The organism is Aerococcus sp. BD502 (assembly GCF_057919555.1).
This window is the reverse complement of record NZ_CP147972.1, coordinates 1,214,412-1,240,488: the sequence shown is the minus strand read 5'-3', so window position 1 is coordinate 1,240,488 and position 26,077 is coordinate 1,214,412. Positions and strand designations below refer to the sequence as shown.

At 47.7% G+C, this 26,077-nt stretch carries 25 protein-coding genes; 17 read left to right on the top strand and 8 right to left on the bottom strand.

The annotated features are described in order from the left end of the window. Positions 1 to 82 precede the first annotated feature (82 nt). The 6 genes from glnA (at position 83) to WF803_RS05785 (ending at position 6,874) form a co-directional block, all read left to right on the top strand. Positions 83 to 1,420, top strand: a complete 1,338-nt coding sequence (glnA, locus tag WF803_RS05810) for a type I glutamate--ammonia ligase (RefSeq protein ID WP_489610603.1) — start codon at positions 83 to 85, stop codon at positions 1,418 to 1,420. A 258-nt stretch (positions 1,421 to 1,678) separates the two neighbouring features. Continuing rightward, on the top strand, positions 1,679 to 2,788 hold the full coding sequence (locus tag WF803_RS05805) for a siderophore ABC transporter substrate-binding protein (protein ID WP_489610602.1): 1,110 nt from the start codon (positions 1,679 to 1,681) through the stop codon (positions 2,786 to 2,788). A gap of 26 nt (positions 2,789 to 2,814) precedes the next feature. Next, complete coding sequence (locus tag WF803_RS05800; RefSeq protein WP_489610601.1) at positions 2,815 to 3,792, top strand: iron chelate uptake ABC transporter family permease subunit; 978 nt, start codon at positions 2,815 to 2,817, stop codon at positions 3,790 to 3,792. Further along, a complete protein-coding gene (locus WF803_RS05795) occupies positions 3,785 to 4,786 on the top strand; it encodes an iron chelate uptake ABC transporter family permease subunit (RefSeq protein WP_489610600.1) in 1,002 nt (333 codons plus the stop codon). The genes WF803_RS05800 and WF803_RS05795 overlap by 8 nt, the downstream gene beginning before the upstream one ends. Beyond that, on the top strand, positions 4,783 to 5,532 hold the full coding sequence (locus WF803_RS05790) for an ATP-binding cassette domain-containing protein (RefSeq protein WP_489610599.1): 750 nt from the start codon (positions 4,783 to 4,785) through the stop codon (positions 5,530 to 5,532). The genes WF803_RS05795 and WF803_RS05790 overlap by 4 nt, the downstream gene beginning before the upstream one ends. A 211-nt stretch (positions 5,533 to 5,743) precedes the next feature. Continuing rightward, positions 5,744 to 6,874 carry an acyl-CoA dehydrogenase family protein gene (locus WF803_RS05785; protein ID WP_489610598.1) on the top strand — a complete coding sequence of 377 codons (1,131 nt, stop codon included), beginning with the start codon at positions 5,744 to 5,746 and terminating at the stop codon, positions 6,872 to 6,874. Between the two features lie 391 nt (positions 6,875 to 7,265). On the opposite strand, the gene WF803_RS05780 is transcribed toward WF803_RS05785, so the two are convergent. Together WF803_RS05780 and WF803_RS05775 are read right to left on the bottom strand one after the other, a co-directional pair. Beyond that, on the bottom strand, positions 7,266 to 7,967 hold the full coding sequence (locus WF803_RS05780; RefSeq protein ID WP_489610597.1) for a DUF975 family protein: 702 nt from the start codon (positions 7,965 to 7,967) through the stop codon (positions 7,266 to 7,268). A gap of 70 nt (positions 7,968 to 8,037) precedes the next feature. Beyond that, entirely contained in the window at positions 8,038 to 8,733 is a 696-nt protein-coding gene (locus WF803_RS05775; protein WP_489610596.1) for a zinc metallopeptidase, read from the bottom strand. Between the two features lie 169 nt (positions 8,734 to 8,902). Between WF803_RS05775 and WF803_RS05770 the strand changes: the two genes are divergently transcribed. The 8 genes from WF803_RS05770 (at position 8,903) to WF803_RS05735 (ending at position 17,154) form a co-directional block, all read left to right on the top strand. Continuing rightward, a complete protein-coding gene (locus WF803_RS05770) occupies positions 8,903 to 9,520 on the top strand; it encodes a YkyA family protein (RefSeq protein WP_489610595.1) in 618 nt (205 codons plus the stop codon). Then, positions 9,507 to 10,817, top strand: a complete 1,311-nt coding sequence (locus WF803_RS05765; RefSeq protein WP_489610594.1) for a putative glycoside hydrolase — start codon at positions 9,507 to 9,509, stop codon at positions 10,815 to 10,817. Before WF803_RS05770 ends, WF803_RS05765 begins: the two co-directional genes overlap by 14 nt. A 215-nt stretch (positions 10,818 to 11,032) precedes the next feature. Further along, positions 11,033 to 12,154: a glycine cleavage system aminomethyltransferase GcvT gene (gene gcvT / locus WF803_RS05760; RefSeq protein WP_489610593.1), complete on the top strand. Its 1,122-nt coding sequence runs from the start codon at positions 11,033 to 11,035 to the stop codon at positions 12,152 to 12,154. Between the two features lie 90 nt (positions 12,155 to 12,244). Continuing rightward, complete coding sequence (gcvH, locus tag WF803_RS05755; protein WP_489610591.1) at positions 12,245 to 12,613, top strand: glycine cleavage system protein GcvH; 369 nt, start codon at positions 12,245 to 12,247, stop codon at positions 12,611 to 12,613. Positions 12,614 to 12,747: 134 nt separating this feature from the next. Further along, complete coding sequence (gene gcvPA, locus WF803_RS05750) at positions 12,748 to 14,112, top strand: aminomethyl-transferring glycine dehydrogenase subunit GcvPA (RefSeq protein ID WP_489610590.1); 1,365 nt, start codon at positions 12,748 to 12,750, stop codon at positions 14,110 to 14,112. Further along, positions 14,112 to 15,611, top strand: a complete 1,500-nt coding sequence (gcvPB, locus tag WF803_RS05745; RefSeq protein WP_489610589.1) for an aminomethyl-transferring glycine dehydrogenase subunit GcvPB — start codon at positions 14,112 to 14,114, stop codon at positions 15,609 to 15,611. Before gcvPA ends, gcvPB begins: the two co-directional genes overlap by 1 nt. Positions 15,612 to 15,674: 63 nt before the next feature. Next, positions 15,675 to 16,379, top strand: coding sequence for a hydroxyacylglutathione hydrolase (gene gloB, locus WF803_RS05740; RefSeq protein WP_489610588.1), 705 nt, complete (start codon positions 15,675 to 15,677; stop codon positions 16,377 to 16,379). A 274-nt stretch (positions 16,380 to 16,653) separates the two neighbouring features. Further along, the gene (locus tag WF803_RS05735; protein WP_489610587.1) at positions 16,654 to 17,154 is read left to right on the top strand and encodes a pneumococcal-type histidine triad protein; all 501 of its coding nucleotides are present in this window, start codon (positions 16,654 to 16,656) and stop codon (positions 17,152 to 17,154) included. 106 nt (positions 17,155 to 17,260) lie between these two features. Here WF803_RS05735 and WF803_RS05730 read toward each other — a convergent pair whose 3' ends face one another. Together WF803_RS05730 and WF803_RS05725 are read right to left on the bottom strand one after the other, a co-directional pair. Continuing rightward, complete coding sequence (locus WF803_RS05730; protein WP_489611900.1) at positions 17,261 to 18,454, bottom strand: aminotransferase class I/II-fold pyridoxal phosphate-dependent enzyme; 1,194 nt, start codon at positions 18,452 to 18,454, stop codon at positions 17,261 to 17,263. Then, complete coding sequence (locus WF803_RS05725; protein WP_489610586.1) at positions 18,451 to 18,945, bottom strand: Lrp/AsnC family transcriptional regulator; 495 nt, start codon at positions 18,943 to 18,945, stop codon at positions 18,451 to 18,453. Before WF803_RS05725 ends, WF803_RS05730 begins: the two co-directional genes overlap by 4 nt. 115 nt (positions 18,946 to 19,060) lie before the next feature. Between WF803_RS05725 and WF803_RS05720 the strand changes: the two genes are divergently transcribed. Together WF803_RS05720 and WF803_RS05715 are read left to right on the top strand one after the other, a co-directional pair. Further along, a complete protein-coding gene (locus WF803_RS05720; protein WP_489610585.1) occupies positions 19,061 to 19,885 on the top strand; it encodes a polysaccharide deacetylase family protein in 825 nt (274 codons plus the stop codon). Positions 19,886 to 19,967: 82 nt separating this feature from the next. Further along, on the top strand, positions 19,968 to 20,930 hold the full coding sequence (locus WF803_RS05715; protein WP_489610584.1) for a DUF1002 domain-containing protein: 963 nt from the start codon (positions 19,968 to 19,970) through the stop codon (positions 20,928 to 20,930). 45 nt (positions 20,931 to 20,975) lie between these two features. Here WF803_RS05715 and WF803_RS05710 read toward each other — a convergent pair whose 3' ends face one another. The 4 genes from WF803_RS05710 to WF803_RS05695 form a co-directional block, all read right to left on the bottom strand. Then, complete coding sequence (locus WF803_RS05710) at positions 20,976 to 21,875, bottom strand: serine hydrolase (protein ID WP_489610583.1); 900 nt, start codon at positions 21,873 to 21,875, stop codon at positions 20,976 to 20,978. Between the two features lie 458 nt (positions 21,876 to 22,333). Next, positions 22,334 to 23,764, bottom strand: coding sequence for an ISLre2 family transposase (locus WF803_RS05705; RefSeq protein WP_489610582.1), 1,431 nt, complete (start codon positions 23,762 to 23,764; stop codon positions 22,334 to 22,336). A 298-nt stretch (positions 23,765 to 24,062) separates the two neighbouring features. Then, positions 24,063 to 24,542, bottom strand: coding sequence for a 23S rRNA (pseudouridine(1915)-N(3))-methyltransferase RlmH (gene rlmH / locus WF803_RS05700; RefSeq protein WP_489610581.1), 480 nt, complete (start codon positions 24,540 to 24,542; stop codon positions 24,063 to 24,065). Positions 24,543 to 24,833: 291 nt separating this feature from the next. After that, positions 24,834 to 25,151, bottom strand: coding sequence for a hypothetical protein (locus WF803_RS05695; RefSeq protein ID WP_489610580.1), 318 nt, complete (start codon positions 25,149 to 25,151; stop codon positions 24,834 to 24,836). 327 nt (positions 25,152 to 25,478) lie between these two features. Between WF803_RS05695 and WF803_RS05690 the strand changes: the two genes are divergently transcribed. Continuing rightward, positions 25,479 to 26,039 carry a hypothetical protein gene (locus WF803_RS05690; RefSeq protein WP_489610579.1) on the top strand — a complete coding sequence of 187 codons (561 nt, stop codon included), beginning with the start codon at positions 25,479 to 25,481 and terminating at the stop codon, positions 26,037 to 26,039. Positions 26,040 to 26,077: the final 38 nt, after the last annotated feature.

Below are 26,077 nucleotides of genomic sequence, written 5' to 3'. Positions count from 1 at the left end.
TTTTTTTCATGAAAAATATTGCATGACGGGGACATTTCTTCCATAATATACAACATGAAATAAGCAGTAAAGGAGTCCTCTCATGACAAGAATTACACGTGAAGACATTAACCGTGATGTCAAAGCAAAAGATGTGCATTTCCTCCGCCTGGCCTTTACAGGAATTGATGGTATTTTGAAAAATGTGGAAGTGCCCATCAGCCAATTAGACAAGGTCCTTGACAATAAAATGATGTTCGATGGCTCTTCCATTGAAGGCTTCGTCCGAATTGAAGAATCTGACATGTTCCTGGTACCCGATTTGGATACTTGGATTGTCTTCCCTTGGGAGGCTGTAGGTGGCCGCCGGATCGGCTTGTTGCTTTGTGATATTTACCAAGTGGATGGCACACCCTTCCCTGGTGACCCACGTGGCAACCTAAAACGCATGGTAAGGCAATTGGAAGCGGCCGGTTTTAGCGAAATGAATTTGGGACCAGAAGCAGAATTCTTCCTCTTCCTAAGAAATGACCAGGAAGAACCCACCCTCCAGGTGAATGACCACGCCGGCTACTTCGACCTCGCACCCGTCGATTTGGGTGAAAACTGCCGCCGGGACATTGTCTTAATTCTTGAAGAATTAGGTTTTGAAGTGGAAGCCTCCCACCACGAAGGCGCTATTGGCCAGCACGAAATTGACTTCAAGTACTTGGATGTCGTCCAGGCTTGCGATAAGATCCAGCTCTTCAAATTGATCGTGCGCACGATTGCCCGCGAGCATAATTTGCATGCGACCTTCATGCCTAAACCGGTCGCTGGCATCGCTGGCTCCGGCATGCACTGCAATTTATCTCTCTTCACCGAGGAGGGCAATGCCTTTGCTCAAGCTGACGATGACCTTGGCCTCTCCAAAACGGCCTATCAAGTGGTCGGTGGCTTGTTGAAGCACGCCAAGGCCCTGACCTCCGTGGGCAATCCCTTGATTAATTCCTATAAGCGCTTGACGCCTGGCTTTGAGGCTCCCGTTCATATTGCCTGGTCCGCCCAAAATCGCTCTCCCCTTGTCCGCGTGCCGAGCGCCCGAGGGAATTCCACCCGCTTGGAATTGCGCTCAGTCGATCCTTCCGCCAATCCTTACCTTATTATGGCCGGAATTATCGGCGCCGCCCTCTCAGGGATCGAAAACGACCTCACCCCACCCCATAGTATTCCGCAAAATATCTACGACATGAATTCTGAGGAATTAGCAGACGCCGGCATCGACCACCTGCCTTACAGCTTAAACGATGCCTTGAATGCCTTAGAAGCAGATCCCGTTGTCCTAGATGCCCTGGGCCAGCATATTGCTGACAACTTCATCGAAGCCAAACGCTTGGAATGTGCCGATTACGAGCAAAGTGTCTCCGCCTGGGAGATTGAGCATTACTTCAAAGCTTTCTAGCCCCTCACTTTAACCCATGACGCGTTCATGGGTTTTTTGCTGCTCAGATCTTTTCTTCCAAGGCCTCGAGAGACCCAGTGTCCCTAACACAGAACGCAGAGCCTTCAGAATTTTAAAGACTCGATAGAGTTCTTGATGTTTGACTGAGCATTGCTTGATACGAAGTAAAAGGAATCGCCTTGCTAACCTTGCAGGCTTATGCTATATTGAAGGCGTAATAAATGAGAATGATTATCATTGTCAGAAAAGGAGACAAAAATGAAAAAATATGCGAAACTTTTATTGACTCTCAGCCTAGCCCTGCCCCTCGTGGCCTGCCAAGGCGGTCAAAGCGAAAGCCCAAACCCAGCGAAGGAAGAAAGCAGTAAAACGGTCGAAAAGTCAGACACTAAAAGCGACGAAGCCGATAAAGGCACGGAAAAAACGGACGACAGCAAAGAAGAAAGTGAAAAAGACGGCGAAGCGACGGACGAAACCATTACCGTCAAAGACATTCACGGTGAGGTGGAGGTCCCCAAACATCCCAAACGGGTAGTGGCTTTAGACAACCGGACCTTCCAAACCTTAGAAGACTGGGGCGTGGACTTGGTCGCCGTGCCTAAAGACGTCATGCCAAACGCTTCCGCTTACAAGCAAGATGACGAATTAACCGACCTCGGCAACCACCGCGAACCGGATTTGGAAGCCCTCGTCGCTAGTGACCCCGATCTCGTCATCGTCGGTCAACGTTTCTCTTCTTACTATGATGAAATCAAAGAACTCGTGCCAGATGCAGCGGTGATTGACTTAAACATTGATGTCAGTGAAGATGCTGAAAATCCTGCTGAAAACTTCGAGAACGGCTTAAAAGATGACGTCAAAGTTCTTGGCCAAATTTTCGACAAGGAAGACGAAGCGGAAAAATTGGCGACCGATTTCGATGACGCCGTCAACCGGGCAAAGGAAGCCTACAATGGTGAAGATAAGGTGCTCGCTGTGGTTGTTGCTGGGCAAAAAATTAACTACATTGCCCCAGAAGCCGGCCGTATTTGGGGCCCAATCTATCCCCTACTCGGCTTAAAACCAGCGATTGAAACTGACCAAGAATCCAGTGACCACAAGGGCCAAGACATTTCCTTAGAAGCCATTGCCCAAAGTAAACCCGACTGGCTCTTAGTCTTTGACCGTGATGCGGCTGTCAGTGAAGAAGGCGAAGAAGTCAAACCCGCCGAAGAAATTATTAACACCACCAGCAGTCTTAGCCACCTGCCCGCTGTGGAAAAAGGCCAACTCTTGATTGCGCCGGCGGACACATACTTGAATGAATCCATCCAAACTTGGACGAAAATCTTGAACGAAATGGCGGAAAAAATGGAAGCTGAAAAATAAATTAAAAGCCAAGGAGGGGGAGAATATTGCAGGAAAAATTGATGCGCCAGCTGACCCAGAAGAAAGCCTTCAAATGGCTACTGTTAGGGCTGCTGCTTTTAAACATTCTCTCCCTCTCCTTGGGGGCTTATGATATTCAAAAGCAAAGCGATGGCTGGTGGATGTTTTGGCTGGCCCGCTTGCCTCGGACCTTGGCCGTCAATTTATCGGGCTGGGCCCTGGCCATTAGCGGGCTTGTCATGCAGCTCCTCACCCGCAATCGCTTCGCAGAGCCAACCACGACCGGAACCTTTGAATGGGCAGGCTTGGGCATTCTACTAGCCTTAATTTTTCAACCTAGCATGTCTTTACTCAATCGGATGTTGTGGGCCATGGGCTTCGCCGCCCTTGGCCAGCTCTGCTTTTTTGTCTTTCTACGTTTTCTCCCCCGCCGGCAGAACTTACTGGTGCCCTTAGTGGGCTTAATGCTGGGGACGTTGATTCAGGCGCTGGCTACCTTTATTGCCTTAACCACGCAGCGCCAGCAGGCCATGGCTTCCTGGTTTGTGGGCTCCTTTGCCCATATTGAAGCGGGCCGCTATGAATTTCTCTGGCTCTTAGTGCCAGCTAGCCTGGCGATTCTCTTCCTCGCTAATCAATTGACGATTGCCAGTTTAGGAGAATTTATGAGCCAGAATTTAGGCCTCAATTACCAGCGCATCATGCTTCTTGGCCTGGGCTTGGTCGCCTTAATTACCGGCATTATTGCCACCGTCGTGGGCCGCCTGCCCTTTATCGGCCTTTTGATCCCCAATATGGTTCGGCTTTACTTAGGGGATGATGCCAAAACGAGTGTGCCTTGGGTGGGCCTTTTAGGTGCAATCTTGCTTTTAGCCGCCGACTGCCTCTCCCGCATTCTCATCATTCCCTTCGAAATGCCGGTGGCTTTTATTTTAAGTGCTCTGGGCGCCTTAGCTTTCCTCTTATTGATCCTGCACCAGCAAAGGGGGCGGAACCATGCCTAACGTCTTCCGCCACATCCAAGACAAGCATCGCTACTGGGGACGGCTCGTGCTCTTTGCCCTCTTGGCGCTGGCCGTGAGCTATCTCACCCTCACCTATGGCCTGCCCAAGGGCTTGTCAAAGCAAGCCTTCCTCTTGCTCGTCAAGCGGCGCCGCTATCAATTACTGTTACTGGCCGCTGTTGCCATTAGCCAAAGTCTAGCGACCCTCACCTTCCAAAGTGTGACCCAAAATCGGCTTCTCACCCCGTCCTTACTGGGTTTTGAAGCCCTCTACCAATTCCTGAATACGGCCCTATTGGCCACGCTAGGCTTGGCCCCTTGGCTCCATTTATCAGGGCCTTGGCTCTTTTTTGGGCAAATTTTAGTCATGGTGAGCTTGAGTGTGTTACTCTTCGTCTATTTCTTCGCCCGCAAGAATTTTGATTTAACCAGCCTGCTCTTACTGGGGGCGGTCTTTGGGATGGCCTTGCGTTCCTTAACGAACATGCTGCAACGCTTCCTCTCCCCCACTGCCTTTGATCTTTTGCAGGCCAAGCTTTTGGGCTCGATTAATAATGCCGATCCCACGATTATTCGCTATGCCCTACCGCTCCTAGCGGTGGCCAGTGTCCTTCTATTCCTTTTAGCCCGGCAATTGGATGTCTTGCTTTTAGGGGAGAAAATCGCCACTGGCCTCGGCCTGCCGACAAAACGGGTGACGCTGCTCGCCTTAGCAGCCGTCGCCATTCTAATGGCGGTGTCCACGGCTTTGATTGGTTCTTTGACCTTCTTCGGCTTTATTGTGAGCAACGTGACCTATGAACTGGTGCCCACTTACCGGCACACCTACCGTTTCATTTTTGCGATTTTACTGGGCTATGTCTTCCTCATTTCCGCTTATTTCCTCATGACGCACGTTGTCCATGCCCAAGGGGTGGTCGCCCTCGTCATCGAAAGCGTGGGGAGTGTGGTCTTCCTGGGTATTCTCTGGCTCAGACGAAAGGAGTTTCGATGATTTCTTGTCAAACCTTACGCAAAGCTTATCCGAAGCAATTGATTGGCCCCTTAGATTTTGGTTTCCCGGATGGCCAATTGACCGCCATCATCGGGCCGAATGGGGCTGGTAAGTCGACTTTCCTCATGATGTTAGGGGGCTTACTGCCCGCTGATGAGGGAGAGGTTTTCCTTGACGCCCAGCCTTTAAGTGGCTTGCGGCGCGACGAGCGGGCGAAAAAGCTCGCCATCCTCCACCAGGAAAGCCATATTAATTCCCGCCTCACTGTCCGCCAGCTGGTGTGCTTTGGCCGCTATCCCCTCTGCCATGGCCGCCTCAGCCAAAAAGACTGCCACCAGGTGGACCGCTACCTCGAGCAATTGGACCTGGCTCCCCTGGCCGACCAATACCTTGATGAGTGCTCGGGCGGGCAGAAGCAGCGGGCTTTTATCGCCATGATTTTAGCCCAGGAAACCCCATATGTGCTCTTGGATGAGCCCTTAAATAACTTGGACATTGCCAGCCAGGCCACCATTCTCCGCCACCTGAAAGCCAGCTGCCAGGCCTTGAACCGGACGATTATTATGGTCGTGCACGACTTGAATGTGGCCAGCCGCTATGCCGATTACCTCTGTGCCCTAAAGAATGGCCAAGTCTTTGCTGCGGGTACGCCCAAGGAATTGATCAATTGCCCCACCATGTCTAAACTCTACGATACAGATATTACCGTCCACAAAACGCCTGAAGGCTTACTGACAGCCTATTAAATGAAAGTCCCAAGACACTGGCTTGGGGCTTTTTTATTGAGGAAAATATTTTGCTCGGAGCATAACGTTCTTATATTGTACTCTTTCTGTACAATATTGGCTTATTTACCCGTTTTTCCCGGCTTTAAAAAGGTTCCTATTGAGCTAGGAATAAGTAAGTGATACATTAAACGTATCCAATGACGCTTACCAAAACAAAGGAGAATCAATCATGAACCCAACGATTCAAGAAAAAGCCCTAGCCTTTGCCCGCGAACAGATTGCGCCGGTGGCCAAGGATCTAGACAAAGAATACCAATTCCCCAAAGAAATTTTTAAAAAGCTTGGTGAAGAAGGCTTCTTTACCCTCTTAATCCCCGAAGAGCAAGGTGGCTTGGGACTCGGACTTTTTGAGCATGAAGAAGTGGTGCGGACGTTTGCGAAGGCAAACGCCAGTGTTGGCCTCTGCTACATGATGCATAACGTCGCCTTAAACACGATTTTAAATGCTGGTAGCGATGATTTAAAGGCCGAAATTATTGACGCGGTGGTCAACAAACACCAATTCCTAGCCTTGGCCTACAGTGAGTCGGGCACGGGCACACACTTCTACCTGCCTGAAACCAAGGCTGACCACCACGATGGCCAAGTCACCTTAAAGGGGCGGAAAAGCATGGTCACCTCCGCCCAAAACGCCCAATATTATCTCGTCTTATCCGAAGGCGAGCAGGAAGGCGTCATCGATAACTGGGTCGTTTCCAAAGACGATGCCGGCGTAGAATTTATTCCGGAATGGTGGCACGGCCTAGGCATGCATGCCAACGTTTCCTGCCCCATGGACCTCAAAGACGTCACCCTGGACTATAAATACCGCATCGGTGAACCCGGCTCCGGCTTGGACCAAGTCCTCATGTACGTTGCCCCGATGTTTATTACCGGCCTGGCTGCCGTCTACACTGGCCTCGGCGAACATATTCGAGATATCGCCATTGCCCACGCCCAAGACCGGAAATACCCTGACGGCACCATGCTGGCGGAAATTGATACGGTGAAACTCCACCTCTCCAACATCTACAGTAATGTTTTTGCCTCCGTCGAAGCCACCAAAGCTGCTGCCCAAGCCGGTGCTAAAGGGGACGAGGATGCGCTCGCTAAAATTATTGCCGCTCGCATTATCGCCTCTGAAAAGGTCATCGAAACCGGCCGCCTCGCCATGCGCATTGGGGGTGGCCGCGCTTATAATGCTTACGGCGACTTTGCTTGGCTCCTCCGTGATACCTACGCTGGCCAAATCATGGCACCGAGTGTGGATGTCCTACACCAATGGCTAGGCCAAGCGGTGACCGGTCAACAAGTCCCATAACATATTAAAAAGCGAGTAAAAAAGCCAAGTTCTGCAGGGAACTTGGCTTTTTCATTGACGGAGCATTATGAATGGGGTAGGTTTTTACTTGGATCTTTGAAGTGACGTTCTAGATAGTGGCGGCTTTTTAGTCCAGGTCAGGCCTGAGGAGGGTCTGAGTTACATTAAAGGAAAGAACCTTCCCTTTAAGTGTCAACTCGACCTCTCCTCTTTTCGGCGTTCGCTCCCTATAGTCCAGCTCAGCTCGGCAGGCTAGGCTCCACTTCGAACAATGACTTGAGACCATGCTACGCCGTCTCAGCGTCATTGTCCTCCAGTGGTCCTGCCTGCTTTCCGAGCTTCGCCTCCTGCTATCAACTCAGCGGGAACCTTGGTGGCTTCGTATCCTTATTTAAAATTCATCCCAAGGATCCTGTGCTTCCTCTTCTTCCTGTTGGCGGCGGGTGTAGGCTTGGTCGGGATCCTGCCTTTGGCGGGTGGACCACTGAGAGAGTTCGGCGGCCCATTCGGTTCGCAAGCGCTCATAGAATTGGATTTCAGCAAAAGTTTGGTAAGGGGCCACATAGACTTGGAGAATGCCGGCGGTGAGGCCTGAGAGTATATACCAAGGAATGAAGCGAATTTTAAGTTTCAGCCAGCTCCAATGATGACCGCGCATCAGGATACGACTGGCGGTAATGGCATCATTATAGCGCAGGCTAGGATAGTCGTTCATCAGGTAATCGGTCAGGGCATAGCTGATCCACTTGTGAAAAACGGGCAAGACGAAGCAAAAACTCCACATCACTAAATAAAACTGCTGGAGAAGTTTTGTGCCGGCAAAGGAAAAACTTTCACTCCATAAAGGTTGGACGATATCCCTGTCGGCTTCTAATTCTTGGCCGCGTGCCCAGCGTAATAAGAGTCGCTTATAGAGCACTTGGCCACTGGTCATTAAAATATAGGTGAAAATAAAGCCCACCAGTGGAACAACCACGAGGACAAGGCCCGTCAAATAAGCTGTGAGCCAAACAACGAGGGTCACCGTGATGTATTTGAATGGATCTTCCTGCAGTAAGGCCTTGGCTTCAGCTTTGATCTGTCTGCTCGACATAAGCCCCCTCCCTTCTAGAATTATTCTAGCAGAGGGGCTTCGCTTTAACCTCAATCCTTAGACTGATTTTCTAATCACGACGATTTCCACCAAATAATAAAACAATTCGAAGCAAGGACAAGGCACTCCCAATCGTGGCTGCCACATAGGTCAAGGCCGCAGCACGCAGTGTTTTTTTTACATAGGGCAATTCATGGCGGGCCAAAATATTCCCCTCACTTAGAATAGCTAGCGCCCGGTTAGAGGCATTAAATTCCACGGGCAAGGTCACGAGCTGAAAAATGAGCGTAAAGGCAAACAGGAAAATGCCAATATTAATGAGCGTTTGGTTGTAACCCATCAAAGCCCCTAAAATAAGAATCGGAAAAGCAGCCTGGCTCCCAATATTCACCACCGGCACAATACGTTGGCGCAAGCGCATGAAGAAATAGTGGTCCGCATCCTGGAGCGCATGGCCACACTCATGGGCAGCCACGCCAATCGCCGTCACCGTGTCTTCTCCATAAATGGGTTCCGATAAGCGTAAGACTTTCTTGGTGGGGTCATAGTGGTCAGTCAGTTCACCACGAATCCCCTCCACCTGCACGTCACGAATGCCGGCTTTTTTTAAAATAAAACGGGCCACATCCGCACCGGTATAGCCACTTTCGGAGCGGAACTTCGAAAATTTTTGAAACGTATGATTCATATTCGCACTTGCCAAGCTAGCAATTGCCATCCCAATTAGAATCAGAATGATCGTGCGATCAAAAAAGAAAAACGGCATCTTGCATACTCCTTTACCAAAATGAGTTAGGTTCCTACATTTATTATAGCAAATTCCTAGGAAAAAGGCTGAGATCGTGAATTCCTAGGCCGGCGCCCTTTTATTTTGAGTTGATTATTGCTAGAATTAAGCATGTTATCATTCCACTATGCTAGATGAGGTGAATATATTGAAGACATTGAGAAAACTGCTTTGGCTAGCAGGCCTATGCCTATTTTTAGTGGCCTGCCAGCAGAGCCCGGCCGACTTGAGTGAAAATATCAAGGCCGAGAGCCAAAACATGATTGCTACGCTCAATACCCTGCAGGCGGCTGATCAGAAATTACAAGCGGCTTTCGATGCAGATGTCAAGGAAGATGAGAGCTTGAAGATTCTCTCGTCCAGGAAGAGCCAAATGAAGGCCAATCACGAGGAACGGGCTAAGGAATTCCAACGTTTTGAGAAGGCCTATGAGGCTTGGCAGAAAAATATCGACCAATTGGCGGCGCAAAAAAACAAAAGTAAGGAAGCCGCCTATGCCTATGCGGACGTTGAACCGGCTGCTGAAGCATCGAAGAAAGCCATGCAAGCTTTCCATACCGCCTACCAAAAGGCCTTAGATGAGGAAGAAAATAGCATGGAAGCCTGGCAAAAGGAAGATGCCGACTATCAAACCTTTGGGGGCGGCATCGACAAAATTGAAAACTACTACCAACAAGGGCAAAAAGCGCTAGCAGCAGGCCAAGAAGGCTTAGAAGCCCTCGCTGGACTTAAAATTGAGACAGGAGGAGACCATGAGTCAAAATAAACGCACACGCCAGCGCCGACACCAAAACCACCAGCATGTTCGCCAGCAGGCCAGACGTCAACTTTGGCTCGGAATCTCAGCGGGGCTCATCATCATTATTCTGCTGACAGTGGTAGCCTTCACCGCTTTTAATAGTGCTTTTAGCCTAGGCAGGAGCTCCCTGGCTAAAAATGAAGAAAATGTCAGCCACACTGAATTAAAATTAAACGACCAAGGCCTAATAAAAAAACCTGCCGTCCTGCCCTCCCGCTTCTACGTGGATAGCGGCTACTCCATTCCTTATCCAAAAGATGGTATCAAAGGCATCTACCTCTCCGCTACTGGAATGGGCACACCAGCTATTTTTGAGCAGAACATGACTTTACTTGAAAATTCAAACCTAAATTCTGTTGTGATTGATGTAAAATCCGACTGGGGCTCCATCACAACCCCCTTGGAATCAGACGATCCTTTGGTGAAGAAATTCCTCGAGCAAACTTTTGATGTACGGGAATTGATGCCCCGCTTTGAAAAGCAAGGTACCTACCCCATTGCCCGTATTACGACCTTTAAGGATACTTACGCTGCCCAAGAGCACCCTGAGTGGAGCTTCCATGATAGTAGCGGCAATATTTGGCATGATGCCGGTGGGCAAACCTTCCTAAATCCTTTCAATAAGGACACCTGGAAATATGTCACAGACGTGGCTAAAGCGGCGGCCCAAGCTGGCTTTAAGGACATTCAATTTGACTATGTTCGCTTCCCCGAAGGCTTTGAAACTTTCGGTGAAAGCCTCCAGTACGATATGGGCGACTACGCTGAATACGGCAAAGACAGTATTGAAGCCCGGCAGATGGCTATTACCGATTTCTTGAATTATGCAAAAAAAGAATTAGAACCTTACGGTGTGCACGTTTCCGCTGATATCTTCGGTTACGTCACCACCACCGGCAGTGCCCCAGGAATTGGGCAAAACTACTACAAAATTGCCAATTCGGTTGATGCTATTTGTGCCATGGTCTATCCGAGCCACTGGAATAGCGGTGACTTTGGCATAGAAGCGCCTGACCTTGAGCCTTACAAAGTCGTTCATGACTATATGGACGCCGAGTTAGAACAGTTAAAGCAGGTCAACCACAAACCCATTGTGCGTCCTTGGCTGCAAGCTTTCACCGCCAGTTACCTGGGTGAAGGCCGCTATAAGGAATATGGGGCCTTGGAAATTGAAGAGCAAATCAAAGCCTTAAACGAACACGGGGTGCATGAATACCTGCTCTGGAATGCCAGCAACGAATATCCGACCGACGCCAATTATTAAAGTAAAGATTAAAATGAAAAGGGAAGCCTCTTAGTTAGGCTTCCTTTTTTCTTAGGATACCCTCTAGGATGGAAAGGTTTACCTGACAATGGAAACCCCTGCCATTGTGATATTATTCACATCTCATTTAAGAAAAACAAAGCTTTTTTTCTTTGTATTTCTTATTTTCTATGCTAATATTTAACTGTAAAATGAATTAATCAAGGAGGATTAATATGGCTGACAACATGTCAAACTTAAAGAAAAGCCCTCTTTACGACTATTACGTTGAAAAAGGCTTAAAGCTTATCGATTTCGGTGGCTGGGCACTTCCTGTGCAATACACCTCCCAAATTGATGAACACAATGCTGTTCGTAATAGCGTAGGGATTTTCGAAACATCACACATGGGTGAAATTTTTGTGACCGGTAAGGATGCCCAAAGCTTCCTCAACGGCCTCGTCACCAACGACATGCGTGACTGCGCCGTTAACCAAGCCCACTACACCCCCTTCATCAAAGAAGATGGCGGAACCCTTGATGACTTAATCATCTTCCGCACGGGCGAAGAAGCATACATGGTTACCCCAAACGGTGCCAACAAGGAAAAAATCTTCAACTGGATCAAAGACCACCACGACGGTGAAGATGTGACCATCGAAGACCGCTCAGACGAATTTGGTCTGATCCCTGTTCAAGGTCCTAACGCGCAAAAAGTCCTTGCTAAAATCACCGATGCTGATCTTGACAGCATTAAATCCTACCATTTCCTCACCAAGCAAACGGTTGCTGGGGTGGATAACGTTATTATCGGCCGGAACGGTTACACTGGTGAAGATGGTTTCGAACTTTACTGCCCATGGGACGATACCCTCACCATCTGGAAGGCTTTACTCGAAGCCGGTGAAGAATACGACATCGCTGAATGTGGCCTTGGGTCTCGGGATACCCTGCGCCTTGAAGGTGGCATGTGCTTGTACGGCCAAGACCTTAGCGAAGACATCAACCCTATCGAAGGTGGCGTTGGCTTTGCCGTAAAAACAGACAAGAAAGACGTTGACTACATCGGTAAGGACAAGATGATTGAAGAACGTAACGGCGGCCAAACTCGCGTTTCCCGCGGTTTCGAAATCACTGGTAAAGGGATTGCCCGGACTGGCTACGAAGTCTTCAATAAAGACGATGAAAAAATTGGTGTCGTCACTTCCGGAACCAAATCCCCAACCTTTGGCAAAGCGATTGGCTTCATTATGATCGAAAAAGGCAGTGCCAAATTTGGTGATGAAGTCTACATTCAAATCCGCAAGAAAAAATCCCCTGCCATTGTTTGCAAGAAGGACTGGCTTCGTCGCAAATAGTCAACCGAATTGTTGAGATTGTTCTAAGTTTAGTTTACAATATAGGGTGTACGGTAAGTACGCAATATTAAAGAAAGAGGTTATGTCATTATGGCTAAATTTTTCACTGAAGAACACGAATGGTTAGAGGTAGACGGTAAGAAAGTTCGCTTAGGTTTAACTGCCCACGCAGTCGAACAATTGGGCGACATCGTTTACGTTGAATTACCAGACGAAGAAGACGAAGTTGAAGCTGAAGAAGACTTCTCTTCTGTAGAATCTGTTAAATCAACCTCTGAAATCTACTCACCAGTAGACGGGACCATCGTTGAAGTTAACGAAGAACTTGATGACGCTCCTGAGTTGATGAATGAGTCTCCTGAAGACGAAGCTTGGATCGTTGTTATCGAAGCTGAAGACGATGTTGACACTTCTGAATTCATGGACGAAGCTGCCTACAAAGAATTCATCGAAGAATAAGTGAAGCGCCGTTAAAGCGTAAAGCTTAGATCTGCTAGTCACTTAATCTACATTTTTATTTGGCAGGTCTAGCCCAAAATACATAATCTACCGTTATACTAATATTGCTAAATTTAATAAAGGATGTGAACTTTGTGTCAGACTTTATGCACCGCTATCTACCGGTGACGGCAGAGGACCGCAAAGCGATGCTGGAAACCATTGGCGTGGACAGCATTGAAGATTTATTTGCGGACATTCCAGCCTCTGTGCGGGATCGCATCGAGGAAGCTTACAAAAATCTTCCCGAACCCCTCACAGAAATCGCTCTAAAGAAACACACGAAAGCTTTAGCCGACAAAAACATCTCCGCTAACCAAGCGACCATGTTCCTCGGCGCAGGGGTTTATGACCACTTTATTCCGGCTGTTGTAAACGCTATAATCTCCCGGCAAGAATTCTTGACCGCCTACGTGCCTTACCAACCCGAAGTGGCCCAAGGGGAATTGCAAGCCCTCTTCGAGTATCAAACTATGCTTTGCGAATTGACGGGCATGTATGTCTCTAATGACAGTACTTATGACGGCTTTGTTTCTATTGGTGAAGCCTGCAACCTCGCTACGAAGGCGGCTAAGCGTAGTAAAGTTCTAATTTCCAAGGCCGTTCATCCTCAAGGTCTAGAAACCATGAAAACATATGGCTTCGGGATGGAATATGACGTGGAAGAAATTGGCCTTGACGGTGACGTCACTGACCTCAAAGAATTAGAAGAAAAATTTGATGATGAAGTCGGAGCCATTGTGGTGCAATATCCGAACTTCTTCGGCTCCATCGAAGACCTGAAAGCTATCCGTGACCTGATGGGCAAGAAACCAAAGGCTAATTTAATTGTTGTGGCTAACCCCCTCGCCTTAGCCGTACTAGAAAGCCCCGGTGCCTTAGGCGCTGATATCGTGGTTGGGGACACGCAACCTTTCGGTATTGGCATGCAATATGGTGGCCCTCACGCTGGTTACATTGCCACTACGAAGAAATTAATGCGTAAGCTCCCTAGCCGGATCGTTGGGGAAACGGTCGACTCACGCGGTAATCGCGGCTACTGCATGACCATGCAAACCCGTGAACAACACATCCGCCGTGAAAAAGCCACCAGTAACATGAGTTCCAACCAAGCGCTTTTAGCCCTCACCTCAGCAGTCTTCATGTCTGCTGTCGGTAAGGAAGGCGTCATTGAAATGGCAAAACGTAACATCAACAAGGCTCATTACTTAGCCGACAAATTAAAAGAAGCAGGCTTCGATGTTCTTAACAAGGGAGCTTTCTTCAACGAATTTGTTGTCGATGTGAAAAAAGACGTCAAAGCTGTTAACGACGCCCTACTAGAGAAAAGCATTATCGGTGGCTACGACGCTAGCGACGCTTATGGCCATGACCATGCCATGCTCGTCTGTGCAACCGAAAAACGGACGAAGGACGAAATCGATACCTTTGTCGACGCGCTTGTGGAGGTGGCTAAATAATGAGTGCATCAACAGAATATAATAAAACCATCTTTGAGATTTCAACTCCAGGCCGTCAATCCATTAGTCTACCAGAAAACGATGTGCCGGAATATGATCTCTCCAAAGACTTACCCGACCATTTAAACCGTAAGGAAAAAGCCCGTCTTCCTGAAGTTTCTGAGTTGCAATTGCTCAGACACTACACCCTCTTGTCTAACAAGAACTTCGGTGTGGAAACTGGCTTCTACCCCCTCGGCTCTTGCACGATGAAATACAACCCGAAAGTTAACGAAGAAATCGCTGCTTTCGATGGTTTCGCAAATATTCATCCCCTACAAGATCCTAAGACCGTCCAAGGTGCCCTCGAATTGCTCTACAATTTGAAGGAAATGCTCAAAGACATCACCGGCATGGACGAAATGACCTTGCAACCTTGTGCCGGGGCACATGGGGAATTGACCGGGATGCTAACGATCAAGGCTTACCACGAACACAATGGTGAATTAGACCAACGTCGTAACATCTTAATCCCTGACTCCGCCCACGGCACCAACCCTGCCAGTGCTGCGATCTGTGGCTTCAACACGATTGAAATTAAATCCACTGAAGATGGCTACATTGACCTTGAAGCCGTGAAAGCCGCTGTCGGCCCAGACACCGCTGGGATCATGATCACGAACCCATCCACCGCTGGCCTCTTCGAATCACACATCGAAGACATTGCGGAAGTTATTCACGAAGCTGGCGGCTTGCTCTACTACGATGGGGCAAACTCTAACGCCATCCTCGGGAAGACCCGTCCTGGCGACATGGGCTTTGATGTGGTGCACTTGAACTTGCACAAAACCTTCTCCGGCCCGCACGGTGGTGGTGGCCCAGGTTCCGGTCCAATCGGAGTTAAGGAATTCTTACGTCCTTTCCTACCTAAACCACGCATCGAAAAAGACGGCGACCAATATGTCTACAATGATGACTACCCAGAAAGCATTGGCCGCGTGAAAGCTTACTGCGGGAACTTCGCCGTTAACGTGAAAGCTTACGCCTACATTATGTCCTTGGGTGCTGAAGGTTTAACGAAAGTGTCCGAAGACGCTGTCCTCAATGCGAACTACTTGAAGGCTCGTCTCACCGACCACTACTACGTGCCTTTCAAGCAACCATGTAAGCACGAGTTTGTTCTAGACTGTACACCACAGAAGAAAGCAGGCGCCAATGCCAAAGACATTGCCAAGCGTCTACTGGACCACAACTTCTACGCCCCAACCACTTACTTCCCTCTCATCATTAAAGAATGCTTGATGATTGAGCCAACCGAAACGGAACACAAAGAGTCCCTCGACGAGTTTGCGGATGTCATGATCAAGATTCTTGATGAAATCAAGGAAGACACTGAATTGGTAAGCGAAGCTCCTCACGATACGCCAGCTGGCCGCTTAGACGAAGCGCGTGCTGCCCGTAAGATCATCGTGACCTACGACTACTCGCAATTGGAAGAAAAACCGATTGAGAAGGAATAACTCGCGTCAAACGTGAAGCACCTCCCTGTTGAGGTGCTTCTTTTTTCTTCAAAGGAGATTGTTATGCAAATTAATGTTATTAAAGCGCTCAGTTATAATTATATTTGGACAATTGAAGACGGCAAGGAAGCCATGCTCGTGGATCCAGGTGAGGCGAAGCCAGCCCTGGCTTACTTAAAGGAAAAGGAACTCCAACTGACCACCATTCTCCTCACCCACAAGCATGAGGATCATATTGGCGGCGTTTTGGCTCTCTGTGATGCTTATCCCGAAGTCCGTATTTATGGGCCGAAGGAAATTAGCGGCTTTCCTTACGAGTGTTTGAGTGACGGGGCTTCTTTCGAAGTGGGTTCCCACCATTTTGCTGTCAGAAAAACAGCAGGCCATACAGAGGAACACATTAGCCTCTTGATGGATGGGGAGCACCTTTTCTCTGGCGATGCCCTTTTCTCTGCCGGTTGTGGCCGCGTCTTCACGGGAGATTATGAGGCGGCCTATCAAGGCATGCAGGTGTTTAAAAGCCTGCCTCCCGAAGTCCTGATCTATGCCGGCCACGAATACACGCTCACCAATCTTAAATTTGCCCTGGACCAGTGCCCAAATGACTTAGCCATTAAGGATGCTTACCTCAGTGCCCAAGCCAAGCAGCAGGCGGATATTCCCACCCTGCCCAGCCCCTTAGCGACCGAATTTCATATTAATCTTTTCCTCCAAGCCAAAAATGTTCAGGAATTTAAAGCCTTACGAGATAAGCGCGACCGATATTAAGCCCTCATCCTTCTTTCCAAGGTCTTCCCCTAAGCTTGGCCAAGACAGGCCAGGCAGTATAGGAGAAGTTTATTAGCCAATACGATCAGTCCTCACCGCCTGCATTGATATTTTAGCTTGTTTAACAGTATAAAGCTTTCCATTCATGGCTGTTGTTTTTCCTCTCTTCCTCCCCTTAGCTCAATTTCTAGCTTTCCGGTCTTGACAAGGCGGGCAATATCCGGTAAAGTCTTAATCGTAACGATTACGATTAAGAAAACTCAAGGAGGAACCGATGAAATTAAAAACTCAATTATTCGCCAGTCTCGCCCTCGCCTTTACCCTCGGCGCCTGCCAATCCCAAGGGGAAGGTAAACCGACCACGGCGTCTGCCCCAGCGACCAGCACCCAAGCCTCATCCGAAAGTGAGCATCAGCATGAGGAAGGCGAACAACATGACCATGAAGGTGAAGAGCACCATGAGCACGGGGCTGAGGATCATCACGATCACGACCATGACCATGACCACGAGCATGGCGAACAAATTGTCATTAAAATTACAGATGATGGCTATGTCACGTCCCACGGTGATCACTTCCATAACATGAATGGCAAGGTGCCTGCTGATGCTCTGATCGATGAGAAACTTTTCCTCCACGATGACAGCTACCAGTTAAAACAAGAGGATATCATTAGTGAACACGCAGACGGCTACATTGTAAAAATTAAAGATAAATTCTACCTCTACGTGAAGGAAGGCCAAAAGCCCACTCATGTGAAGAAAGTCGAAGGCTAAAACACAAACAGCCCAGGCCTAAGCCTGAGCTGTTTTTTTAGTGGTAGCACACCTTGCCTGTCGCCAAGGTCGAAGAGAGAATGCCCATCAATTCACAGTTAACGTTCTATTGGGCTTCTGCCTTCAGGGCTTGCTCTTGGCGCAAGCGTCTCAAGAAAGCCTCAATTTTTTGCATGGCACGTTCCAACTCGCGGATGGAATAAGCATAGCTTAAACGCAAATAGCCTTCTCCCCCAGGTCCAAAAGCTGTTCCTGGCACAATAGCTACCTTCTCTTCTTCCAAGAGACGGAAGGCAAAGGCCTCACTACTTAAATGAAATTCTCGAATATCAGGAAAGGTGTAAAAGGCTCCTGCGGGGACGAAGCAGGAGAGCCCCATTTCTCTAAAGCGATTCAATAAGAAATTGCGCCTTTTCTCATAATCATCCCGCATCATTAATACATCATCATAGCTCTCCTCCAAGGCGATCAAGCCAGCATATTGGGACATGGTGGGTGCTGCTAGGATAGTAAACTGGTGAATTTTAAGCATTTGCTCACTAATAGCTTTGGGGGCACAAACATAACCCAGGCGCCAGCCCGTCATGGCATAAGCCTTCGCAAAACCATTGATGTAAACGGTGCGTTCCCGCATCCCTGGCAAACTGGCAATCGAGCAATAAGGTTCAGCCTCATACCAAAGTTCCGCATAAATTTCATCGGTGATAACATAGAGATCGTGAGCCACAATGACTTTGGCGAGCGCTTCGAGGTCAGCCTTCCGACAGGCCGCCCCGGTGGGATTATTGGGGTAATTTAAAATGATGGCCTTCGTTTTAGGGGTGATAGCCGCTTCTAACTGCTCGGCTTGCATGACAAAGCGGTCCTCAACCCGCAAACGCACCGGCACAGCCACCCCACCGGCCAGGCGGATAGCCGGTTCATAGGAAACATAGCTCGGGTCCATGCAAATTACCTCATCTCCCGGCTCTATGAGTGTGCGGCAAGCTAAGTCAATGGCTTCACTACCACCAATCGTGACCATAATTTCTGCTGTTGGGTCATAATGCAAGTCAAAATGCTCCCCTAAGTAACGACTGATCCCTTGGCGCAAGGCCAGTAAGCCCGCATTGGCGGTATAGAAGGTTTTGCCCTTTTGAATGGCTTTAATTCCGGCCTGACGCACGGTCCAAGGCGTATCAAAGTCCGGCTCCCCCACCCCGAGGGAAATGACGCCTTCCATGCTGTTGGCCAGGTCGAAAAATTTCCGAATGCCAGAAGGTTGCAGGGCTTTGACCGTTTGATTTAAAGCTTTCATTATTGAGACACCACCAAGCGTCCCTCTTCATGGCCATAATTTTTAAGGACGGTGCCATGATCCTTGTAGCGATTCATAATAATGTGGGTAGCCGTGGCGGTCACTTCATCAATGGCGCCGAGTTTATTCACAAATTGAGAAATCTTGGTCATAGGAGCCCACTTCGTAATCAAAATATAATCATAAGTGCCACTGGTCAGGTAGAGGGCTTCCACTTCATCATAGCGGTAAATCATTTCAGCAATCTCCTGGTAGGAAATACCCGCATGCAAGTTCACCGTCACTTCAATCATGGCCGAAACGAGGGCATGCTCTTCATTATCCCAGTTAATAATCGTCTTATAACCAGCGATTACCCCACGCTCTTCCAGGCCTTGAATCGTCCGCATCACTTCGGCCACTGGCTCATCTAACATGCCAGCCAGGGCTTGCTCGGAGAGTTTGGCATCTTCTTCCAAGCATTCTAAGAGTTGTTTTACTTTTTTCGCTTCCATATTATAACTCCTTTGAGATCCTATCTCAGACTTAGGATCCATGATACAATAGAAAAAGTAAGATAAACTATATCATAGCATAAGCATGATTGCTTTGTTGGGGGAGGATGGTAATTTGAAAAAACTTTATCTCTTTTTAAGTCTCTTGAGCCTGTGTTTGTTGGGGGCTTGCCAGCAGGAAAAGCCGGCTCAGCCCGCCGCTAAGGAGCCGGCTGAAGAAACGACCACACCCGAGGAGGAAGAAAAAACAAGGGCTAAATATGTGATCGACCCTGAAACCTATCAGGTGCGGCCGATTGGCGATGCCGACCCCAAGGTGGTACTTTTGACCTTTGATGATGTGCCCCGTCCTTTGCCAGAATCGAATGCTCCAGAAATTGCGGATGCCCTGGCGGCGGAAGGCGTGCAGGCCATGTTTTTTGTGAATGGCATGTATTTGGATGAGGAGCGCGGGCAAAAAATTGTCCATGATCTCGCTAAGGCTGGCCACATGATCGGCAATCACACCGAAGGCCATGCGGACGTGACCGATTTGACTGAGGACGAGTTGCGCTGGCAAATTGAAACCACCGATGACAAAATTCGCGCTGCTGGCGGTGGAGAAACACGCTTCTTCCGTCCACCCTTTGGCTCCAGTAGCGAAGTGATGTACCAGCTCATGGACGAGAAGAAAATGCAGGCGATGAACTGGACTTATGGCTATGACTGGGAGGCTGAATACGAGGATCCCGCGGCTCTTGCGGATATTATGGTCAATACACCCTACCTGCAGCCGGGCGCTAACTTGCTCATGCACGACACTCAGTGGACAGCCAAAGCTCTTCCAGCCATTATTTCCGGGCTCAAAGCTAAAGGCTATCGGATTGTCAACCCTTGGGAAATTGCCAATGTCGATGAATTAGCAGCCTGGCAAGAGAAGAATCAAGCGGCGGCGCAATAGCTTTTTAATTTTCTTGATCACTCTTAACACCTTCTTAATTAAAGACATGCTATAATATAGGCAACAGAAAGGGGTTATTCTCTTGAAAAAATACATGAAAAATTTCTTCGCAGCTGGCCTCGCAATGCTCATGCTCCTGGCACCGACTGCGCAAGTGCTCGCTGATAAAATTAAAATCCAGCCGATGTTTACCTATGGCGAAAGCCTTAATGAACAACAGTTCCAGCAAACTCGCCAAACTTTAGGCGTCCAAGATGGGGCCCAGGAGATTAAAGTTCATATTAATGAATTAAATGGCCTACTCCATGACTCCTACCCTTACTACCAAGTTTACTCCTCAGCTTATATCACGCCGGCTGATAACCAAGGTGGCGTGACCGTGAATATTCTCACCCCCCAAACCATTACGAGCATCACGCCCCGCCAATACGAAAATGCGGCGGTCACAGCGGGGGCGGTGGATGTGAATATTAATGTCGCCTCCGCCGTCCAAGTAGACGGTTCCGGTGCCCTAGCCGGAGTATATAAAGCCTTCCAAGAATCTGGCCACCAATTGAATCAAGAAGCGGTCGGTGTAGCCCAAGACGAACTTGGGGTTGCCTCTAAAATTACCGAAGAAAATAAAGGCAAGAAGGGCTATTCCGACGATGCCTTGAATGCAGCGATTGCCGAAATCAAAGCCGAAATCCAAAAAGCCAAAGAAGAAAACAAAGGCAACATTTCCAATGAACAAATTCAAGTGATTATCAATAACGTCATCAATAACTACAACTTAAATAATGTTCTCTCCCAAGAAAATATTGACCAGCTCCAAAATCTTATGCAAAAATTCAGCCAAATTGAATTGACTGATGAACAAAAGGATGCCCTCACGAAGCTCGGCCAGGACCTCTTAAAATCTGGCGATGAGCTCTTAAAAAAGGCGAAAACCTCTTGGGACTCCTTAGACGACAACAAAAAGCAAGAAATCAGCCAACAAGCGACGAGCATCTGGCAGCAATTCTTGAACTTCTTGAAAAACATCTTCAGTATTTTCAATAAATAGGAAAATAAAGCCCAGTAGCCAACTAGCTACTGGGTTTTTTGCTGCCTACGAACCTTCCGGTAAGTCACTAACAACTTCGGCCACAACTTTAGAGACTTCGGCCATGCTTTCACACATGGGGTTGAAAGCCGTGCCCTGGCAGAGCATGGTGAGAATATATTTGTGGCCATCTAATTCAATAATCGCCGCATCATTGGCTACTTGCCCCTCCCAATCCTCACCAGACTTATTAAAAATATGCGCCCGACTCGGCACGCCCGCCACGAAGCGATCCTGGCCGGAAGTATTCGTCAGCCAGGTCAGCCATTGCCTGGTATGGGCGGCATTCGCTAACTGCCCTGCTTCCAATTGCTGGAGTAGGCTACAGAGGTCTTGGGACGTGGTCACATTCGCCCCCGACTCATCCACCTGGTCCAAATAACGCTCCAAGCGTGTGGTCTGACGACCCGTAATCTGCCAAGCCCGCGCTGTGATCACGTCACAACCGCCTGCCAAAGCAATCAGTCTATTCGTCGCCTCATTATCAGACTGGTTCAGCATGGCTTCCATGTCAGCAGCAACGGTGTGAAAATTGAGCTGCTCAGCTTCGATTTGCTGGAAAATTTCCGCTGCCACAAATAATTTAATGGTGGAAGCGGAAAGTTGGGAGCCCTCCTGATTGGCTAAATCGACCTTTAAGTCGGGGGCTGTTATCCCTTGTAAAGTGAGCTGGTATTTGGGAATATCAGCCTTGGCCAAGATCGCTTGCAGTTTCATTTTTATCACAGCATTGGCACCCTGCACCGATATTTGCGGCTGAGCCTTAGGCGAGCTTTCCAGGGCGGAAGAGGAGGCAGCGAGCTCCTCCCCAGAATTTAAAGCTTCCTCCTGAGACGTCTGGCAGCCCCCCAGTAAGGCCAAAAAAGCCGCCCCCAGCACCCCGAGCCAGCCTTTAAAATATTTCATATTAATCACCCAATCCAAAAACGATTAATCTGCTTTCCAAGCATCAAGCTGGCCAAGCCAAGCAGGCTAACGAGTCAGCTCGGCCAGCCTTGTCAATATTCCCTCATGTTTAAGATATCCTAAAACCTATTATAGCAAAGAAAAATAAATTAGGCGCCCTACCTGGTGAATCAGTTAGTGTCAAGCAATGCTCGGTCAATCATAAAGAACTCTATCTCGTATCTAATTATTCAAAAGTCACTTCGTTTTTGTGCTAAAGGACGCTGCGTTGAAAAGCAGTGGCACCGGCTTACGCTTCATAGAAGCTTACGCCTGACCGTCCTATTCTGGCTCTATGTCGTTGGATAGGCCTCGCTACGCTCACCCTATCGGCACTCCGAGAGCCAGATATACGGACGGCCTGCTAACACTGCTAACGCAGGTCTTTAGCACGCACTCCGTGTCTTTTGGCGAAGCAGCTAACAAAATGTATGGTATAATTTCCCGACCATACTGCTTGACACTTCACTTGGAATCGTGCCCTGATGGGCACCACAAGAACTTTGTTGCGGCCTGTGACATAGTATTGCCCTAACAATCCCTGGATATTCGGGTATAAATGGGCTTGTATTAGCTTCAATATCTGATCGAACAGCTTCTTCAAAACAATGATTAGATTGAGCGGTGATAATGGCAGCCATTGCTGCTGCGCCTTGACGGGTCCAATTTCGTCCTTGCTTTTTCATGCGATAAGTATAAAGCCGATGGCCTGCTTCACAAACGCCACCGGAAAAATGGTTTGGTAAGCCTCGCTGCTCTGCTGGTTTAATGAGTAACCAATTCCTTTGAAGATAAGCTCTTAGAGCTTCAATTTCAGCCAAAAACTCCTGATGATGGTGCCAGCGACTTTCACAGGTCTCCAAAGTAACTTGAACTCCTTCGAAATCATAAGCCTTCACTTTTTTAATGACCAATTGACGTATTTTATGATCAAAAAATAGGCGCGTTCTGATTTTTTGAATGACATGAAATTTATCGCAGAAATGTTCATGCCGAAGGCATACCCCAATCATCTCGTTAAAATCTTCCTCCGTATAACCACTGCCACCATCCGAATTAGAAATCACAATCGTTTGATGTAAATCATAGTAGGAGTTAAGAAATCGGCTAACTTTTTCTCGAAGGGCTGCACTAGATTGAACAGAAGAAAAATAATGAGCTTGAATAAGTTGATGCCGCGAAGTGGATCGATCGACGCCTTCATAGAGAGTCACACGGTGTAGTTGAAGATGTTTTGTCCTTTTCCCTTTTTTCTTCTTCTTAGTGATTAAAACCCCATCCCCTTCAATGTACAGAAAAGGAACGGATCGTTTTTGAGAGTAAGCCAGTTCCTTCTCTTCTGCTTTTTTATTCTCAAAGCTTAAAATTTTTTGCCCAATTTCTTGAACAATATGATGTGCGGTCTGATGCGAAATACTAAAAGGCATTAAAGCATTGAAGGCTTCTGCAGTCGCACGAAAAGTTTGCTTCGTACAAAGCTGGGCAATTTTTTCTTTGACCTGAGAAGAAAGATGACTTCTTGCTTCTAGGCCTAAACACAAATCTAGGGGAAGAAAGCTAGAGTGACCTTCTTTTTTCATCCGACAGCGTCTAAAAGTGACGGCACCAAACATAAAACATAGTGTGCGTGGTTCATAGCGAGCAATTTTCCAGCCTTCGGCTTGGTATCTTTGAATTAATTGCTGATCAAGTTGAGTGAAAACCGCTGCAAGACATTCACAGCAAAAATTGCTTAATATCGGATAAACAAGATCTTCAAAGTCACCTAAAGATGAGCAATTTTCCGTCTTTTTTAGAATATCTGTGATAATATCATTCATGAGGACATCTTCTTTCTTTTTTTTGATCAACTTAAAGATAGATGTCCTTTTTTTATTTTTCAAGTCTTACCGAGCATAATTTTACACTAAGGGTGAATCACTATAGTGGGCGGGAGTTTGAATATTATTGGCTACGATCTTCGTGTTTTTAGTGGGAGCGCTTGAAGAAAATCGAATTCACCGCTCCCTCTCTTCGGCGCTCCCTTTCTTTAGTCCAGTTCAGCTCGGCAGGCTGGACATCCACTTCAACAAATACCTTGAGACGCCCTTCGCCGTCTCTGCACTATTTGTCTCCAGTGATTCCGCCTGCTTTTCGAGCTTTACTTCCTTATTTATGATAGGGTTGTTTGTTAATAATGCGATAGGCTCTGTAAATCTGTTCGGTGAGGATGAGACGCATGAGCTGGTGGGGATAGGTCATTTTGCCAAAAGAGAGAGTAGTGTTGGCCCGTTTTTTAACCGCTTGGCTGACCCCAATCGAGCCACCAATGACAAAAACGAGCTGGCTTTGACCCTGAATACGACGCTGTTCGATATGCTTAGCAAATTGGACGGAATCAAGCATTTTGCCCTCGATATCGAGAAGATAAACATAATCTCGTTCTTTAATTTTACTGAGGATGGCTTCCCCTTCCTTCATACGGAGCTGCTCGTCTTCTTTCTCGCTGCTATTTTCCTTCGTGGGCTGATCTTTAACTTCTTCAATTTTCAGTTTGGTATAGCCTTGCAGGCGTTTCTGGTATTCCGACACCCCTTGGCGCAAGTATTTTTCCTTCAATTTCCCCACAACGATTAAACGAATACTCATAAGACCTCCTGTTTCATATTTTACAACTGTTTTTCTCCCTGTAAAGGGTTTATGCACAGGTCTATCCACAGATTCACAGGGCAAAAGCCTGTAATCATCCCTTTTTGGGGATAAGCTGCTTGGAAAACAGATTTTTATCCCCAAACTCAATTGTTTTATACACAGCTCTATTGTTGATTAGCTAAAGTTTTCCCCTGTTTTCCACTGACTTATACACACCCTTGTGGATAAATCAACCACAAACTTATCCACATTTCTGCCCAAAGAAAAAGGTTGAAGTCTTGCTTCAACCTAAAAATTATTGGCCATATAAGTTTCAATCACGTGCTCACCTTGCACTAAGCCTGCTTCGCCGAGCAAAACGGTGACCACTTCCACAAGTTCATAAAGTTCATCTAACTCAAGACCTAAGGCCCGGGCTCGTTTTAAATAGCGATCCATCAATTCCTGACGTCCAGTGGCCATACTCGTGAGGAGGAAATACTTGGCCTTTTCCTTGGCACTGCTTTCCCCACCGTCTTTCACATCCTGGTGAATATCGAGCAATTCTTGGAGCGGCGCACTGTGGAACGTAATATCCACCGGTTGGTTATTCAATTTTGTCCTCATCCTATTCCCTTCTTAAATCAATAGCACCTATTGCTGATTAAGATAACGCAATTTTGGGGCTAGTCGCTGTTTAGAAACTTCTAATTGATGGACAAATCAACGCTGGTCGACCATTTTACCCCTCCTTACGTTTCTGTGGATGATACTTTCATTCTAGCGATTCCTCTAGGAAAAGTCAATCATTCCCCCAGTTTAAAAAGCTTGTAAATAGTAAGCTGACGCGGTTTTCAGCCCCTTCTTCTTAACGCCTAACCCGATATAAGCCTTTCTTTTTCTCCCCTGGCGAGCTTTGTTATAATAGAATAAGGACTGTAAAGGAGGCCTCCTATGGAAGCAAAAATTGAAGCTGCATTGGAGCGAACAAATCAATATCTGTATGACCACATATTTACCCATCCACGCACGGCGGATATGATTCGGATTATTTTTTCCGATAGCCCCGCCTACCAGCAAATGGCTCGTGAGTTAGCCCATCCCCTTAAAAATCCCAAGGACGCCTTGCCCTTGACTTGGGTGGTGCCTTTTGACCGTTTTTTAGCCATTGAAATGGTGCGCATTTTTATTCAACTGCGGCAATTTAATTTAAAAACAATGCCAGCTACCGAACTGGACTTACACCTGAAACACTACCTCGGTTCCCAAAGTTTCCTCGTGCAACTGATCAGCACCATGCGCCATTCCGATGACTACTGGTCTGGGGAACGCTACATGCCTATTGGTGACGAGCGGCCGCCCTTTTTTGGGAGGAAAAATTTCCATGAAAATATTCAAGCCGTTGCCGAAGCTTATGAAGAGAGTGAGCAGGTTCAACGCGATTACCAGCATGAATTACTGCCACGCGCTTGGGAATTAAAGCAAATTCTAGACCATGATAATCCGCCCGCATAAGAAAAAGCCCCGACCACTGCCTAGTGGGGGGCTTCAAA